Origin of the sequence: Mycetohabitans endofungorum, from assembly GCF_037477895.1 — a bacterium.
Lineage (GTDB): Bacteria > Pseudomonadota > Gammaproteobacteria > Burkholderiales > Burkholderiaceae > Mycetohabitans.
This window is the reverse complement of sequence record NZ_CP132744.1, coordinates 1,207,783-1,224,486: the sequence shown is the minus strand read 5'-3', so window position 1 is coordinate 1,224,486 and position 16,704 is coordinate 1,207,783. Positions and strand designations below refer to the sequence as shown.

The window sequence follows — 16,704 nt, the reverse complement described above, 5'->3', positions numbered from 1 at the left end:
TCTGCTAGCTGTCATTCGTCAAGCCGTGTCTGTCACTTCACGCCCTTGCAGCCAAACTAGGGCAACTTCCGCTGCGACTTGAGTCCGTGTCTAAATGTAGAGTGGCGGTGCGATTCAAATCATGACTGGTTGTTCACCTGCGGCTAGCGTTGTCGCCAGTTGAGGCTCCTGTACCGTCCACAGGCTATCGTCATCGGCCAACGCCGCGAGCAACCGGCAGTAGTCAGCAAACATCGCCTCGACCTTTGCTGGCGCTAAGCAGTCGGCCGCGAGATCCCAGTGGATCAACAACACGTCTTGATGCTCAATGCTGAGATTGTCCAACGCCACCCCATGCGTGCGACTCGCGCTCTTGGCCAACCTCGTTCCGGCTGGTAGCTCCAATGGCCCTTGCGGATTGAGCCGGGTAAAAACTACCGGAAAATTCAGCTTCCGCGGTCGGTGCTTATCCGTTGCCACCTTACGCAGCGCCTGCAAGCCGCTGATTGCGCCGTGGCGTTGATCTTCAGTGAAGATCCGTTCACAACGCCGAACCCGCTCAATGAAAGTCATCGGTTCGTCGTTAAAGTCGATCCAACTCAAAGTCGTGAAGTCACCGACCAGCGCGTTGATCTCAGCGTGTACCGCAGGCCTGTGCCAGCCTGGCGCCACCAAAGTAAAAGCCTGCTTGCTGCTATGCTCGGCAATACTCCATGCATAGGCAGAAATCAGTAGCGCGTCCGCTGAAATGCCGGCCTGCGCGATGCGGTGACGTAGCGCCGGCCAGCAATCAAGGCGGTGCTCGTAGCCTAGATACCGACCCTGGGCATGCTTGTCGTTCACCACCGGCCCCTGCGGCAGCAGACGGAATTTTTCTTGCCAATACGCAGCGGCGTTTTGCGCTGCTGGCGAACGCCTGTATTGTCCAAGCGCTTTAATATAACCACCAAAATTAATTGACAACGGTGCCGGCGGACGACCGTAGTAGAGGTCCAGCAACTGGCGAATCAACAGATCCCGACTGGGAAGGTCGGCAATCAGCAGGTCCACCGATAAATGCACCAGGCTGCACCGCCCGTCCAGCGGGCTGACTCGCAATTCGGCGTAGGGCCAATCCCCCAGCGCTGTTACCCGACCGAGCATCTCATCGGCGATCTGAGCCACATCAACGCCTTGCTCGCTCAGTTCGAGTTGCAGTGGTGGCGCCGCTTCCATGAACTGCTGGGTTCCGCTGGACAGAATCCGGGCGCGCAGCATCGGATGGTGAACTACCAATTGCCGCCAAGCCTGCTCCAACCGACTGATTTCAATATCCTCTATAGCCACTGCCATATAGAGGTGCGAGCTGCTTTGCTTGGGATAAAGCGAGCGGCTAAACGCATACGCCTGCTGTTGATCAGTCAACGCAAACGGCGTTTTCGGCGGCTCGCCCGACGCCAAAATAAAGGGCCCCGTATGCCCGGTGGTAGGAACAGGTAAAGGGTGCTCAGCGACCGCTAGTCGCCCCACCAACTCACCCGTTTTTACAGCTTGCCAGTCGACATCGTCGTCTGCCAACTTGTGCAGCAAATGGCAGTAGTCAGAAAACAGCTGGTCAATCATGCCGTCCGGATAGCAGTCGATGGCGACGTCCCAGCTGAAACTCAGCGCACCACCACGCTCTCGCAGTTGATGATCGAGGTTGATCTGCGGCGTTTGCGTGACACAGTAGTGCTGTGCGTCACCAAAACTGTCCGCGCTTCCAATCACTGGGTTGTTGAGCATCGACGTAAATACCACTTCACCGCCGCTAAAATGCAGCTGTTTGCCACTGCGGCGCCGGGCTTCCCGCAACGCGGCAACACCGCTAACGCTGATATGGTCAATGTCCTCGAGCAATTGGCGCTGAACCCGCTGCGCCAATTCAGCCAGGGTTTCTTCCGCCGCGCCGGCAAAGGCAAAAAAATGGGTCGAGATGAACGGTCCAACCAAATAATCCACCGCTGGATGTATAGGGAACCGGTTATAGAATGTGGAGATCAACGAAAATGCGTTGCCCGCATTGGCCTGCCTAAGCGTTAAGCCGAACAAGGTCAGCAGCAATGCTGTACCTGAGATTTGCAAAGCATCGCTTTGCTGTTTCAATCGCAGCCAGCGGCTTGGCTCCAGCGTCGAGGCCAGTCGTCGTCGCTGACGGCCAGCTGGCCGCTGTGCCTTGGGCAAGCACAAGCCTGGCGGCATCTGCGCCAGCTTGTCAACCCAGTATTGCAAATCACGCTGGTAGCGTGGAGACTGTTTGAAAGCTTCCAGCGACAACTGGTAGTCCCGGAACGACAAGCCGTGATCTGGCAGCTGCGCAGCGGGGTCCCGATAAAGCATCAACCACTGTTGCAACAGTAAGTCCAAAGAAGTGGCGTCCACCACTAACTCGTCGATACTCAAGTGTACCCGGCTGCGCTGTTGATCCAGCAGCGAAACGCGGATCTCAAAAAGCGGCTCCTGCCCCGGTAGGTAGACGTTGTGAGACATCGACGCACGAATGGCTGCCAACGCCAACTCGCGGCCGGCCGTGTCGATTCGTCGCAAATCCCGTGCTTTGATGCGATAAGAAGCCGATTCGCGGATTTGCTGGCGACCATCATCGAGCAGCTTGACTCGCAACATTTCATGTCGGCTCATCAAGCGATTCCAAGCCTGGTTGAGCCTGTAGACTTCGAGATCCGGCCAGTCGAATTCCAAATAGATATGGCAGCCTACCCGCTCAGTCTCGGCCAGTAGCTTGCGCCCTGACAGAAAAGATTGTTGGATATCGTTGAGTGCAAAAGGCTGCCACTGATCGGTGGGTGCCGTTTGCAACTGAGGCACCGGATGATTGTCACCCTGTCCCGCTAGTGCTGCCAGATGGGTTTCCACCTCACCAAGGCTTAGATAGGGGCTCAATTGCGCTAACGATACCGATAGCTGCAATTGCTGCTCCAGTTTGGCTTTAAGACCGACTGCGGCCAGCGAGTTGAGGCCAAGGCTGGCCAGGCTACGCGATTCACCGCCTTCAAGCGCGGCTGGCTCGCATCCGAGTAGCTCAGCCAGTATTTGCCGAAAGCCTTGCGGTTGCGCCACACCTTCGCTTTTCTGACAAGCTGCAACAGCCTGCCGCGGCGGCAACCAATGACGCACCTTGGCAAAGACATAGCCGGGCAGACGGATGCGCCGCACCTCACCGGGACGCGACAACTTGAGCCAGTCTAGCTCAACGCCTTGCCGCCAGTAACCGGCCAGCACTTGCAAATCGCAACGGGCCAAGGCTCGGTCCACCTCGTCGCCGATTCCAGCTTGCAACGGATCGATCGCCACCGTGTCCGCATCGAGCATCGTGATTGCATTCATCGGCGCACGATTGAGTGCGTCGAGCTGCTGTTGTAGCGACGCAATGCTGTCAACCACGCACGTCCAGCGGCATGCCATCGCGGTGCGACCCACTTGCAATGTATAAGCGATGTCAGCCAAGCACAGATTGGGCCGTTGGACAATATAGCGGCTTAGCCGCGCCGCCTGCTCGGCCAACTGCGCCGCATCACGTGACGACAACAGGATTAACTGAGGCCCGACGTCATCCTGTATCGTACGCTGCGGTGCAATGTACTCCTCCACGACTAAGTGGGCATTGACGCCGCCGAAGCCGTAACCATTGATACTCGCTCGCCGCGGCAACGCCACGCCGTTCGCGTCCTTTAGCGCTGGCCATGGGTGGCTGTCGGCCTGCAGCCGCAATTGGCACGGATCCAGCGTGATCGCGGGATTCAGTTGTGTATATCCCGGAATCCCTGGTAACTGCCGCTGCGCCACAGCATCGATCACTTTGAACAACGCCGCCATGCCAAAAGCCAGTTCACAATGACCGATCACCGGCTTCAAAGTACTCACTGTCCAAGGAACATCGTGGTCGTCGTCGCTCAACTCCGCCCGGGCTGCCTGGATAGCGGCGATCTCTATTGCATCGCCGAGCAACGAGCCGACGCCGTGCGCTTCCACGTAACTGACGCTGTTCGGCTCCACGTTGGCTCTGCGATAGGCGGCAACGATTGCCGCTTTCATGCTGTCTTGATTGGGCGCGGTCAGCGAAGCCCCTCTCCCGCCGTGGCAAACGCCGCTACCCTTGAGCTTTAAATAGATGTGATCGCCATCCCGCTCAGCGTCTGCCAATGGCTTGAGCAACAGTACGCCAACGCCTTCAGAACGCACATAGCCATCGGCTCCCGCTTGGAATGAGCGCGTTTGACCATGCGCGCTGAGGAAATCCATCAACCGATACCCTGCCGTTTCGTCAGGCGACAACAATAGGTTGACTGCGCCAATCAGCGCTTGCCGACACTCGCCGGCCCTGATCGCCTGCATCGCTCGATGTAACGCCACCAATGCCGATGAACAGGCCGTGTTGCAATATTCGCTCGGTCCGCATAGATCTAGGAGGTAAGAAACCCGGTTCGCATACATGCACGCAGACGAAGACGTCAGCAGGAACGGGCTATCTTTGGGGATTTCAACGACGCCGCGATATTCACTCGGTGCGGCAGCAATAAATACACCGGTGGCGCTACGGGCTAGCTGCGCCGCTGGAATGCCGGCATCTTCAAGCGCCAGCCAAGCATGTTGCAATAGCAGCCGCTGCTGGGGGTCCATTAGCGCCGCTTCCGCCGCCGACACGCCAAAAAATGAGTGATCAAAGCAATCAATATCGTCGATATAGCCGCCTAGAGAGCCTGCATTGGCGCGCCCGGCCGGCGCCTCACGTATCTGACTGACGCCGCTGCGTACCGCCGCCCAAAAATCCTCCAGTTCCCCGCCGGGGAAACAACCGCTGATGCCGATGATCGCAAAGTCATCGTGGTCTTCGATTGACGTGGATGGCGTTTTTTGCGGTGACGTGTTGGTGGGTTTGGGGTGGAGTACGTTGCTGCCACTCGATGACGGCGCCGGCCCTTCCAAACGCTCTTTTAGTGCCGCAACTATCTTGTCGATGCTGTTATGGCGGAAGAAAAATGTCGGCTCCAGCGTGAGCCCAAACATCGGTCCCAGTTGTTCACCCAGCGCGAGAAGATCAGCTGAGTCGAGTCCCAGCTCCATCAAGCTGTGGCGCGGCGACAGCCGACTGTCTTCCGGTTGACCCAAGCACCGGTTGACGCCGTGACGCACGGCGTCATCGATGGATACCGTCGGCAACGCCGCCGGCGCTGTGGTCAGCTGTAGCGCTTGACGCTGGCGGCTAGCCAGATCGTAATGCACCAGCACGCCGTAACCCGAGTTGTCGTGATCAGCCGGACGATAACCTGCCACCAGCCGCTCGATCCGTGCGCCGTGAAGCTCGTGAAAACGCAGTACCGGATCGAGCAGGACGCCTCGCTCGTCACGACTGTGAATATAGTCACCCAAAGGAATGGGCCGATGCTTCGGATAGTCCTTGCAGCGGGTCACACCCACCACGGTATCCACACCGTTGAGCACAGTGCAGTATTGCAGCATGAACTCCAGCAACTGATCGCCGTATCCGCTGTACTGATGGGCTGGCAAGATGTTCAGGCTTTGGATCTGGACTATGCTGCCTTCGGTATGAAAAAGCTGATCGACGGTCGCGAAATTGACCCCAAAAAGGCCATCGATTTTCGTGATCCGCTGTGAATAAATCACACCAACGACCTCGCCATCGAGCTCCAGCGCTAACTGTCCAGCGGACCACTGACTCAGCCGGCGACGCAGGATCGGCTCGTCAACCCTTGCGCCTTCCGGCCAACAAGCCTTTTCCAGCCTCAACAGTGCAGGCAGGTCATCGACGGTCGCATAGCGAATACGATATTCTCTGGTCTGATAGCAACCCAGGGTCGCATCGCAGTCGGCCCGATCCCGAGGCAACTTGTGCAACATTCCTGGATTCGCAAACAACCCGGCACCAGCCAACGCCATCAAGTAGTGGGCCGCTTCAACACCGTAATGGTAAGCAAAGCGATCGGCCAGGGCACCACCAGGGCGCCAGTGGCTTTCACTAAGGACTACCAAATGGCTGCTCGCTAAAGCAGCCAGACAGTCAAATTGGGCTTGCAGGCCGCCCATCACGCTGGCGCCATCCGCCGCCAAGCCGTTGGAGCGAATGTAAAAGCGTTGTGGCACCCGTTGCGATGGCGGCACCGGCGTAGTCCCCGGTTCTTCGAGATTTTGCTGGCCAACACCTAGCCACAGCACTCGCTCACTCGCCCCGACTCCAGCGTCTTCAAGGCGTCGTCTAAGCGCAGCCAGATCGCCCCACACGGCGTCATCCAGCACTAGCAACCGTAGTGGCAAGCTATCCAGCACCTTGCCTCGGGCAGTATGCTGGCGAATCCATTGCCACACATCATCCAGTGAGCAATTGGAACGGCGGCCAAATTCAACGATCCAGTCTGGTTGCGTAGCCAACGGCTGCTCATCGAAGATCGTGCTCAACAGCTGTTCAAGCGCTGGCGGGTCGCCGCGCCAAATTTGCCGCTCACCCGCCTCCTTTAGCCACCGCGATGCTGCCACCCATCGCTCCCCCTTGCCAAACAAGACATCATCGAGAGTCGAAGGTAAGCTAGCGCAGTAAGCAAGAAACGGCTCACTCAACCACTCAGACAGTCGCTGCCGCCGCGTTGGGTTGAGCGTCAGCCCCTGCTCACCGCCGCTTTGAATCCATTGTCGGGTGAGCATGAAATCGGTCAGCTGACGCACCAACTTTGGGCTGATTCGGCCGCTGTCAATATGCTGTGGTGCCACCCGTCCGGTGCTGTGATCAATCGCGTCGCTCAATGCCATCCGACGCAATAGCGCCAACGCCAACAAATCGTCGAGGCTGCGAATCAGTGCAGGGCACTGCAAATTCCAGTCCAACGCCGACAGCGACAGCCAGCACGACAGCTGCGATAAATCTTCTTTGACGGGTTCACGCTCAGGCGCTAGCCACGCAAAAAGTTCATCGATCCGGTCCGGCAGGGCTTGGGCAGCATACGCCCGATTGAGAAAAAAATACTCGTCGTCGCTTGACTGGCTCAGCCAGCCAAACGCCTTGAGGCCATCAAACGCAACCCGTAATGGGCCAACATTGACGGACGTCGTCGGAACAAATTGTTCAAATTCAAACGGTTGGCCGATCCCACGACGGGAGACCAGCCGACGACTTTCGAGACTAAGGACGATAGAAAGAAAAAACAGATGATCGGTAAAAGTGACCATCATCAAAATTTCCATAGCAAGGGTTTATTTGTTAGCGAAAACATAGCCGAAAAGCCATATTGGTTCAATGGTTTTTTGAAAGAACAACGATACGCCGTTGACACGCCCAGGTAATTCAATACTTAAATAAATTGTCGTTTAGAAAAAGGTTGATCGAACTTCGATAGAAGTTTTGCTCATTTACGGTAAATAGTGTATAAGCCCGACCACATCACACCCGACTTCGAAGTCGTAAGCGCTGCGTATGCGCGGCACTGACTATGTCGGCAAAGTCAAGCGACAACACCTGTTCCAGCAGTGCGTGAACTCGTTCCCCATCGCCGGCTACGATTTCCCGTATGTAGCACCATCGCATTTCGGCAACGCTCGTACTAGCGCTTTACATAACATCGTTTTCGGTCGCACGGCATGAACGATCGTATCGCCACGATAACCACATCGGTATACTTAGATACCCCGATACGGTTTGCACGCCAATAGCGCGGCACTGTGACACGCGTTGTCAACAATCGTGTGCATCGCAGAAGGCCACCGTTTTCTTGGAAACATCGCGCGTTGCGCCAAGTGAGTGCCGAGCGCGAGCTGGCGAAACACAAAGCTTAACGTGTAGGCCGGCAATGGTTTGCAGCGACGAATGTACACACGGCATGCAAATTGTGCAGGACCGCAAAATGAGTTTTGGCTAGAATATCGTTCTCTGCACCCTCCACATCCTAGGACAAATATATGCCGTACCTCTGCGAAGGACAGAAAACTTCCGTTGTTTTTATGTTTCCAGGCCAAGGTTGCCAGTTCTACCAGATGGGACGGGAGCTCTATCAAAACAATTTGGTGTTCCACCGCTGGATGAACGAACTTGATGCGCTCATTCGCGTCGAGCTCGGGCATTCATTAATTGCCGAAATTTACGATGCTAATAACGCACGTTCTAAGACGTTCGATGATCTTCGCATTAGCCATCCAGCCATCTTCATGGTGGAGTACGCACTTGGCAAAACGCTGATCGAGCAGCAGATCAAGCCTGACTACCTACTGGGCACCAGTCTCGGAGAACTGGCCGCCGCCGCCCTCGCCGATGCACTGCCATTGTCCGACGCGATTCGTTTCGTGACCCGCCAGGGCCAGCTATTTCACCGTCGTCAAACTTCGGCCACTGAAGGTGCGATGCTGGCGATTCTCTGCGATGAGTCGCTCTACCATCAAACGCCGCTACTTCATGATCATTGCGATATTGCAGCCTATAACGCTAAATCGCTGATCGTCATCGCCGGTCAATCCGCGCGGATTGCAGACGCTGAACGCTACCTCAGCAGTCAAGATATCGTGTTCCAACGCCTGCCAGTCAAACAGGCTTTCCATTCCCGCCATATCGATTTCCTTAAGCCGGAGGTCGATGCGCTAGCCAGTGAACTGCGCTTACGGCGCACGCAGATCCCGGTGATCTCCTGCCACAACACCGAGACCTTGGATCAACTCACGACCGATCACTTTTGGCAGACCATCCGAGAACCGATTCACTTTTCTCAAACACTGGCGCGGATCGAGCGAGAAGCCGCCGAGCGCGGTGAGTCAATGATCTACTTGGATCTCGGCCCCAGTGGCACGCTAGCCAATCTAATCAAACAAAATATCCGTGACCGTCAGGCGCCACAGACTTTTGCTGTGCTCAGCCCGTTCGGCCGTGACCTTGAAAAGTTTGATGAAACGCTGGCGCTCGGGCGCACGCTACAACCGCTACCAGCAAGTGCGACTGCACCAGCACCACAAACGCCCCAACAAATGCAGCCATTTGCGCGGCCTGCGTCGCAGCAAGTTCAGCAACCAGCCCACGTGGCACAGCAGCCGTCGACGCGGCCAGCGACTAGCCCGAAGCGCGTCTACGTCTTTCCTGGCCAGGGATCGCAACGCGTCGGCATGGGAGCGGAACTGTTCGAGCAGTTTCCCGATCACGTTGCCCAGGCCGATGAAATCCTTGGCTATTCGCTAAGAACGCTTTGTTTGGAAGACCCAGATCGCCAGCTGTCCCATACTCAATATACGCAGCCAGCGCTTTACACTGTCAACGCCCTAGCGTTCCTAAGCAAGCAGCAACAACATCCTCGTCAACCAGATTACCTTGCCGGCCATAGCTTAGGCGAGTACTGCGCATTATTTGCCGCTGGGGCCTTCTCGTTCGAAACTGGCCTGAAACTGGTCAAGAAACGTGGCGAATTGATGGCGCGCGCCACCGGCGGGAGCATGGCCGCGGTCATCGGTCCCTCTCCAACAGAAATCAATTCGCTACTATCTCAGCATGGTTTGAATGCTCTGGATGTGGCCAACTACAACTCGCCGACCCAAGTTGTCCTTGCCGGCCCCGTTGAAGCCCTTAGCCAAGCGAAAGAGATCTTCCAGGCGTTGAAAATTACAGTTATTCCGTTGTCAGTCAGCGCTCCGTTTCATTCCCGTTATATGCAAGGCGCGATGGAGGAGTTTAGCGAATATCTGAAGCAGTTTAGCTATTCGTCGCTGCAAATACCCGTGATATCCAATATTCATGCCGCTCCCTACCGAGATAACGAACTGATTGACAATCTTACCCGACAGATCTGCGGATCCGTGCGGTGGGTTGATACTGTTCAGTATTTGATTCGCCAAGGGGAGTGCGAGTTCGAAGAACTCGGGCCAGGGAATGTGTTGACTAAATTAATCAACAGTATCCGAGCCGCGGAGACTACTGTTTAAAACAAAGCTGCTGGTTGCACACGCCGCTTTAATCGCGGCGTGTCCCTACGGTTGTCTTTTTACAGTGAGGAGAACAATAATGGCGCTGCGCAATTATTTGAACCGCGCCATCACAAGCATGGTGAATCATGTGGGCTGAAATCTACAGGGCCAGCGCACACTCAATGCCGTAAGAATTGTCTAAGCTCAGGCTTAAAACATTACGCAGCTTTTTTAAGACGCCAAAATTTGTACGCTAGGTGACCATTTTTATAAGCCTTCAGGCCACTATCGTCAAAGAAGTGAAACATAGTGCCGAATGCATGATACACATCGGGCGGTAGAAGATCATGCTGCTGCTTCTTTTCACTCACCAATGCCTTGAGTACGTGCTTTAGGTGACCTTTCTCGCTTTCAAAAGCCCTGGCCACTCCTTCAGAAATATCAATATGGCCTTCTACAACGAATTGGGCGTTGGCAATCATTGCCTGATGCTGCCCCAACACGTTATTGAAAAAATCAACGCCGATTTTATCCTGCTCGGACAACACATCATGATTGTCGCCCTTCATGGTATCGGCATAAAAAAACAAGCCTTCTTTTTTCAGCACCCGTCGCACTTCTTCACCGAACCTATTCATGTCTGGATAACAGTGAGACGACTCGATGTTGACTACCACGTCGAATTCTTCATCGGCAAAGGGTAAGTTCGTCGCATCACCGCCAATAAAGGACAACCCGTCTAGACGATGCACCTGATTGCAGAACTCGATATGCGCTGGGCAGAAGTCCAGCCCGGTTACTGATGCGGCGCCAGCATATCTGGCAAGGTAAGAACAATTTCCTCCTCTTCCAGAACCCACTTCAAGGACCTTTTTACCACGCAAATCAGCATCGCCTAAAATGGTTCGGATTAAGTTAGCCGAACATTTCTGCTCAAGGTCCTCCTCTTTGATCCAGTCAAAGTTGCTGCGATCGTCCAAATAACCGTAGTTCAGAAAAGTTAGGCGGTCATCGGGAAACATCCGAGTCATCATGTCATACCATTGGCTGATCGGCGATACGTCTTTTTCTAATGAAGCTTCCATTTTTTACCTCGTTTTTGACATAACTATTGAAATTTTGCTCATCATAACCCAATGAGCAAAAACGTTCCAGCTAGATTATTTGGCTTGCGCAGCCAGTTGCTCACGGCAACAAGCGTGTGTGGCGCGCTTGGACTGCAGACGTTTGCATAGGCGCTCAATAGCCCGCCTGCTCTGTGCCGAACTTGCCCAGCAGTCCGATCTCGCCCACGCCGACCGCCTATGTGAGTGTGGCCGATTTGTTGTGGACGATCCAACTCCCGTACAGCGTGCTCGCACGTTCCATGCGGCGTTAACGCAAAATCATTTCAAAGATACGGCGTTAGTTTGCATCATCAGCTTGCGCATGCCAAAGGCCGAAACAAAGAAGTGGATATGCGCGAGATCGCATCCATGCCTGCCGAGCTGTCCCAGCCGGTTTTCGATCAGGCTGCCCGGCGGCACAACTTATCCGTTCAGCACGACACTACGGAAGCTGTAGCGGCCATTGGCACCGGTTACGATCGAACGCCGCCGAGTTGGATACCGATTGCAACTTGTCGAATGATGAGCTGTTGCACCAATGATTGGCATACCATATTTTTAAGACCACATTGGGCACCTGCCGACCGTCAACGACGACGCGTCCGTGCATCACGATGCGGGTCACTTGGCTCGGACACTGCCCCTCAAAAAACTGGGCCATGCAGAAGCATAAAAATCTGGCATGATGCAACCCTGACGAGAAGAAGGTTACGCCGTAAAGAAGAGCCAGTACACCAAGGTCAGGTTACGTTCGCGTTGCGGCAAGCGCAGTCGGGCACGCCGGTGACAGAAGTGCGCCGCAAGAGGAGCGTCAGCGATGCGATGTTCTACAACTGGCGACAGGAGTACGGGGCCTCGGAGCATCGAAATTGCGCCGCCTGAAGCAACTTGAAGAACAGAGTGCGAAGCTTAAGCTGTGCGATTCACGGACATCGTTTCAACTAAAATGAGGCGATGGACCGAGAGATCGCCGCGCGATTACGTTGGGTGCACATGTATCACGAGGTCGGCAATGCTGGCCTCGTGTGTATGCGGTGTGGCATCTCCCAACCGACACTTCGCAAATGGCTACGCCGATATCAGAAAGCCGGCGAAGCAGGTCTGCCATCCCAAAGCCGCCGTCCACACCGAAGTCCAAGCCAGAAGGTTTCTGAGAACGATCGAGCAACGATCCTCCGACTGCGTGCCGAGCACAAAGGCGCGCAGCGGATCCAGAATGGGTTGCGATTGCACGAGCCAAGAGAACGATCCCTCGCGCCCGTTCGCAAGATCTTGTGCGAGGCGCGTGTGAAATCATCGATTCGGCCCGGGTGACCAGCGCAGCCGAAACGTTATAGCCGTCCGGTTCCGAGGGATTGCGTCCAGATGGACACGATGAAGATTGCGCGGGACGTCTATCAGTACACCGCCGGCGACGATTGTCCTCGTTTGCGTGTACTAGCCGTCTATTCGCGTGGAAATGCACGTAATACGTCGGACCTGCATAAGGTAGCCGAGGCAAGGGCAGCAAGATGCTGGAGGGAGATCATGATTGATCGAACTCCCAGAATCACTATTGATCTAATTGGTTTTCTGGGAGTTTGCGAGCCACGCTGATGAGCACGCCCGACTTTTCCGCAGCCGTCTGGACACGAAGATCGATCTTCGTCATCCACTGGCGGTGTTGGCCACGCGCATGCCGTGGGGATCCATCGAAGCGACGCTGGCGCCTATATTTGAGCGCCGTGCTCGTGAAGGTCGTGTTCTGGAAGGCGCGGATCTGTTCGGCACGACGACGGTACTGGCTGGTAGTGGAGTGGCCCGAGCGCGGCGGGCCGCCCTCGATTGCCTATCCGTTTGATGGTGGGGCTGCTGTATCTGAAGCACGCGTACAATGAAAGTGACGAGTCGGTGTGCGAGCGCTGGGCGCAAGACGTGTACTTCCAGTTCTTCTGTGGCGAGGAGTACTTTCATGCGTACATGCCCTGCGATCCGACCCATCTCGTGCGCTTTCGGCAAGCCTTGGGCGAGGCCGGTGTCGAGGAGTTGCTTGCGACAACGATGACCGCGGCAACGCAAATGAAGGCGATCACGCCGGCCGAATTCGAGCGCGTTTTCGTCGATAGCACGGTTCAGGAGAAGGCGATCGCCTATCCGAGCGAGAGCCGGTTGCTCAAGGGTGGCACGGACCAAGCTGGTGCAATTGGCGCGGCGCGCGGGCCTGACGCTCAAGCAAACCTATGAACGTGAAGGTAAGCGGCTGCGCCGCCGCGCCGGTGGTTACGCGCACGCCAAGCAGTTCAAACGTCTGCGTCGCGTGCTCAAGCGTCAGCGCACCGTGCTGGGCCGAGTGCTGCGCGACATCGAACGCAAGATGTCCGAGCGGTCGCACGAGCGGCAAACGTCGTTGCGGATTTGGCTGGAGCGGGCGTGGCGAATCTGCCGCCAACGTGCCAAGGACAAGAACAAACTCTACGCGTTGCACGCGCCGCGGGTCGAATGCATCGGCAAGGGCAAAGCACGCCAGCCCTATGAGTTTGGCGTCAAGGTCAGCTTGGCAATCACCGTGCGGCATGGCTTGATCGTCGGCGCACGGGCGTTCCCAGGCAACCGTATGAGGGCCACGTGCTGGCCGAGCAATTGGAACAGACTTCGATCCTGCTGCAAGAGGTGCAAGGTACACCGAGGGTGAAGACGATACTGACCGATTTGGGCTATCGCGGCGCCGACGCCGATATTGCACCGGTGCAACTAGTCCATCGCGGCAAGAGCAAGACACTTTCAAACAAGCAGCGGCGCTGGCTTAAACGCCGGCAGGCCATCGAACCGATCATCGGGCACTTGAAACATGATCACAGCATGCGCCGCTGCCGGCCCAAGGGACAAACGGACGACGCCGTGCATGCCGTGCTATGCGCGGCCGGCTACAACCTGCGTTGGTGCTGCGCGCCGTTGCCCGTCTGGGCCTGAAGGCCTTTTATGCGCTCGCCGCTTTGCTCGCCGCCGGCAACGCCCTCGGCCAATCACAGGCCCCTCGCATCCGCTTCGCCCTATGGACCCAGCGCTGGCGTCAAATTCCCCTTTGCTAGTCGAATTGAATTTTGCAGGTCCGACTAGCTGCGTTTAGGTCGTCCTGTACATCAGGCATTAGATTAGATCACTCACATTAAAGTCGTTGCTATTGCTTGCTATTTTTTCTGAAACTCCCGCCTCTCCCTCCTCTTGCTTTAGCGCCAGCAGTTCTTTGATGAATTGATATGTAATACTTCCAAATATAGTTATATAGACCGGAAAACCGACCATAACTGGCTTCCACCCACCACCTTGTGCAAACGAGAATATAATTACAACCATCGGAATGCCAATGGCACACATATATGCGACGGCCGCGCGCTTGAATATATTTTTTCTCTTCTTGCTCAAATCAGCAAACATATTGCCTCTATTTTTCTTTATTTTTATTCGGCTCAAGCACTGCTTGAGCAGTACCAGATAAGACTTGGACTAACTGATTTATAAACGCCCCCGCAGGTCCTGACATTGTTGCATCTATTCATTGACTCAATACTGCTCCAGTCAAACCGATACCCGCAGAGAGGTCCGGGTTGCCTGACTGCGTGATTGCCGTGCCCGCAAACGCCCGTTCCCGCCAGCACACTGTTATAACCGCCGACCACAATTTTTCCCGCGGTACTCCCACCCAACGTGCTCAACGGCAAGAAAAACGGCGCCGCTACTCCAGCAACACTACCCACAACCAGCGACTTCCCTACACTCGGTTCACCATTCGACAACCCCATTGCTCGGCTAATCACATCGCCTGCGTAGTCATACCCCGTACCCAGCCCCGCTGCCACAGCAACCTTCGGTGCCAACACAATCGCTCCTGCGCCAGCCGCCGCACCCAGCGTCTGTTTCGCAATCATCTCTCGACTGGTTGCATCATGATTGACCGACGCATTCATCGCTTCTGATGTGGGCTGGTTAAGCCCCAAGCCGCTCGGATAGTGCTCCGCATACATGCTCGGATCAGCCTTTTGAGCTGGCGTCGCATAGAACATTTACCCTGGCTCGCTGTCACCGTCTGCCGTCAGCATCCCATGCGCCTGCTTCAGAATTTTATGGGCTCACTGATTCCATTCGCCTGGCGAGCCGTTCTACACTTGCCACTCCGCCTACGTTGCCAGCTCCTCACACACCTGCACTTCAGTCAAACCGTACCGCTTCGCATACGCCACTTCTCTTTGGCTAAACCACTTTTTCTCTTCCGGATGCAACGGCCAATTGAAGCGTAGATACTTTATATCGACTCACGCTTTTGAGCACCATTTTTTTGCAATTATTCCGCGCTTCGAGATATGTTATGTCATGTTGAATCTCTCGGAATTTTTCGAGCTTATCATTCAGTGAAGCATAAAAACCCACTGCGACCTCATCCAATTCAGTAATGCAGAGAACAAAAAACCAAGAATAGCAGAAAGTAAAAATTTCAATGTAGGTTCTTTGTATACCAGCCAGGCAGTCAGCAACACACCAAGAAATAGCGTCGATTTTAACCAGTAAACAAACTTTTCTTGCTTCAACTCCAGATCGCCTCTACCAAACATCAACCAAGTGATCGTAAGTGAGGCAAGTGAGATAACTATGATTCCTACCTCTATAATCACTGATCGCCTCCTTGAATTTATTAATCCGCCCAGCCCCATCAAACTTCCAGAAGGAATTTCAATCCCCTTCCCTGCAAAGGCTGGCGTAGCCTTTTTTATTCCAAGAACCGCCTTTCCAATCCACGAATTCACCCCTCTAGCCCAAGCATTTAAAATGGCGATTTTTCTTTAATTTTTTAGCATTATTAATAACCATCATACCTTTATATCCAACCCCTAACAACAAGATACTTTGCATCGTACCAACCAACAAAGGCAATTTAGTAAATGGATTTAAATTCTGATTATTGAAGCACCGCACAGTTACGTCAAATATAAAATCCAGACGATTCATCCCGTCATATGCCAACATATTAAAAATAACTTAAGCCTGTAATCTTTCAATAGCAAGGAGGAGATTTTCGCCATCGTATGCAGCGTAACCCTATATTGAATTTTTTAGGACCCTCACTTGAACCACGGACCGAATTTCTCCGGATCTTCACTCAACATACCCGCCTTGCGCAGCGGCTTTGGTAAGTGTTTTGCAAACAGGATAAACTGGACCACAAATACAGGAAACCCAATACCAAAGACGGAAACGCCATCACTCCAGCCAAGCAATTTCCTAAATATCCCGATTACCACGACCGTATTACAGCCAGCAGAAGCTAACGAAGTCAGACCAACCATAATCCAGATTTGAAGCATGGCATATAATCTGCACCAGTTCATTTTTTGTCTTTGACTATCTGCCGCACATCTTTAACCACTGCCATCCCTTTCGCGCCTACCCCAAGCAGTAACGCACCTGCGTCGTACCATATGGCCAAGGCTGTTTAGTAAGCGGAAGTACATTCACATTATCGATATGTGGAACCGTCACGCCAAACATGGAAATAGGGCGATTCAATCCATCGGCCACTCCCACATTGAGCGGAACCGGAAGGTATAGCGAGAAACGCTCCCAATAGTCTCATTTCTTGATAGTAACCACTAACACAGCATAGATTATTAAATTCTCATAATTCAAATCAAGACCATCCCTACGATGAAAAAAATGAAGAGAGCCA

At 54.4% G+C, this 16,704-nt stretch carries 9 protein-coding genes and 3 pseudogenes; 4 read left to right on the top strand and 8 right to left on the bottom strand.

The window, feature by feature from the left end; genetic code table 11:
* Positions 1-114: 114 nt before the first annotated feature.
* Positions 115-7,197 (bottom strand): beta-ketoacyl synthase N-terminal-like domain-containing protein, encoded by a 7,083-nt coding sequence (locus RA167_RS05415; protein WP_237574294.1) that lies wholly within the window; start codon positions 7,195-7,197, stop codon positions 115-117.
* A gap of 723 nt (positions 7,198-7,920) precedes the next feature.
* Here RA167_RS05415 and fabD point away from each other — a divergent pair.
* Positions 7,921-9,918, top strand: a complete 1,998-nt coding sequence (gene fabD / locus RA167_RS05410) for an ACP S-malonyltransferase (protein ID WP_076786959.1) — start codon at positions 7,921-7,923, stop codon at positions 9,916-9,918.
* Between the two features lie 200 nt (positions 9,919-10,118).
* Here the strand turns inward: fabD and RA167_RS05405 are convergent, their stop codons facing one another.
* Positions 10,119-10,985 (bottom strand): class I SAM-dependent methyltransferase, encoded by an 867-nt coding sequence (locus RA167_RS05405; protein WP_076786956.1) that lies wholly within the window; start codon positions 10,983-10,985, stop codon positions 10,119-10,121.
* A 300-nt stretch (positions 10,986-11,285) separates the two neighbouring features.
* Positions 11,286-11,426 carry a hypothetical protein gene (locus tag RA167_RS05400; protein WP_175972447.1) on the bottom strand — a complete coding sequence of 47 codons (141 nt, stop codon included), beginning with the start codon at positions 11,424-11,426 and terminating at the stop codon, positions 11,286-11,288.
* Positions 11,427-11,721: 295 nt separating this feature from the next.
* Here RA167_RS05400 and RA167_RS05395 point away from each other — a divergent pair.
* The 3 pseudogenes from RA167_RS05395 to RA167_RS05385 form a co-directional block, all read left to right on the top strand.
* A pseudogene (locus RA167_RS05395) lies at positions 11,722-11,920 on the top strand (transposase); the annotation flags it as partial.
* Positions 11,921-11,960: 40 nt separating this feature from the next.
* Positions 11,961-12,479 (top strand): annotated as a pseudogene (locus RA167_RS05390) (helix-turn-helix domain-containing protein); the annotation flags it as partial.
* A gap of 91 nt (positions 12,480-12,570) precedes the next feature.
* Positions 12,571-14,074, top strand: a pseudogene (locus RA167_RS05385) (IS5 family transposase).
* A 58-nt stretch (positions 14,075-14,132) separates the two neighbouring features.
* Here the strand turns inward: RA167_RS05385 and RA167_RS05380 are convergent.
* From RA167_RS05380 to RA167_RS05360, 5 genes are all read right to left on the bottom strand, one after another.
* Entirely contained in the window at positions 14,133-14,420 is a 288-nt protein-coding gene (locus RA167_RS05380) for a hypothetical protein (protein ID WP_076786952.1), read from the bottom strand.
* Positions 14,421-14,452: 32 nt separating this feature from the next.
* Entirely contained in the window at positions 14,453-15,046 is a 594-nt protein-coding gene (locus RA167_RS05375) for a hypothetical protein (protein WP_175972444.1), read from the bottom strand.
* Between the two features lie 342 nt (positions 15,047-15,388).
* Positions 15,389-15,784 carry a hypothetical protein gene (locus tag RA167_RS05370; protein WP_139337110.1) on the bottom strand — a complete coding sequence of 132 codons (396 nt, stop codon included), beginning with the start codon at positions 15,782-15,784 and terminating at the stop codon, positions 15,389-15,391.
* 4 nt (positions 15,785-15,788) lie between these two features.
* A complete protein-coding gene (locus RA167_RS05365; protein ID WP_139337109.1) occupies positions 15,789-15,986 on the bottom strand; it encodes a hypothetical protein in 198 nt (65 codons plus the stop codon).
* A 113-nt stretch (positions 15,987-16,099) separates the two neighbouring features.
* A complete protein-coding gene (locus RA167_RS05360; protein WP_076786948.1) occupies positions 16,100-16,342 on the bottom strand; it encodes a hypothetical protein in 243 nt (80 codons plus the stop codon).
* Positions 16,343-16,704 lie beyond the last annotated feature (362 nt).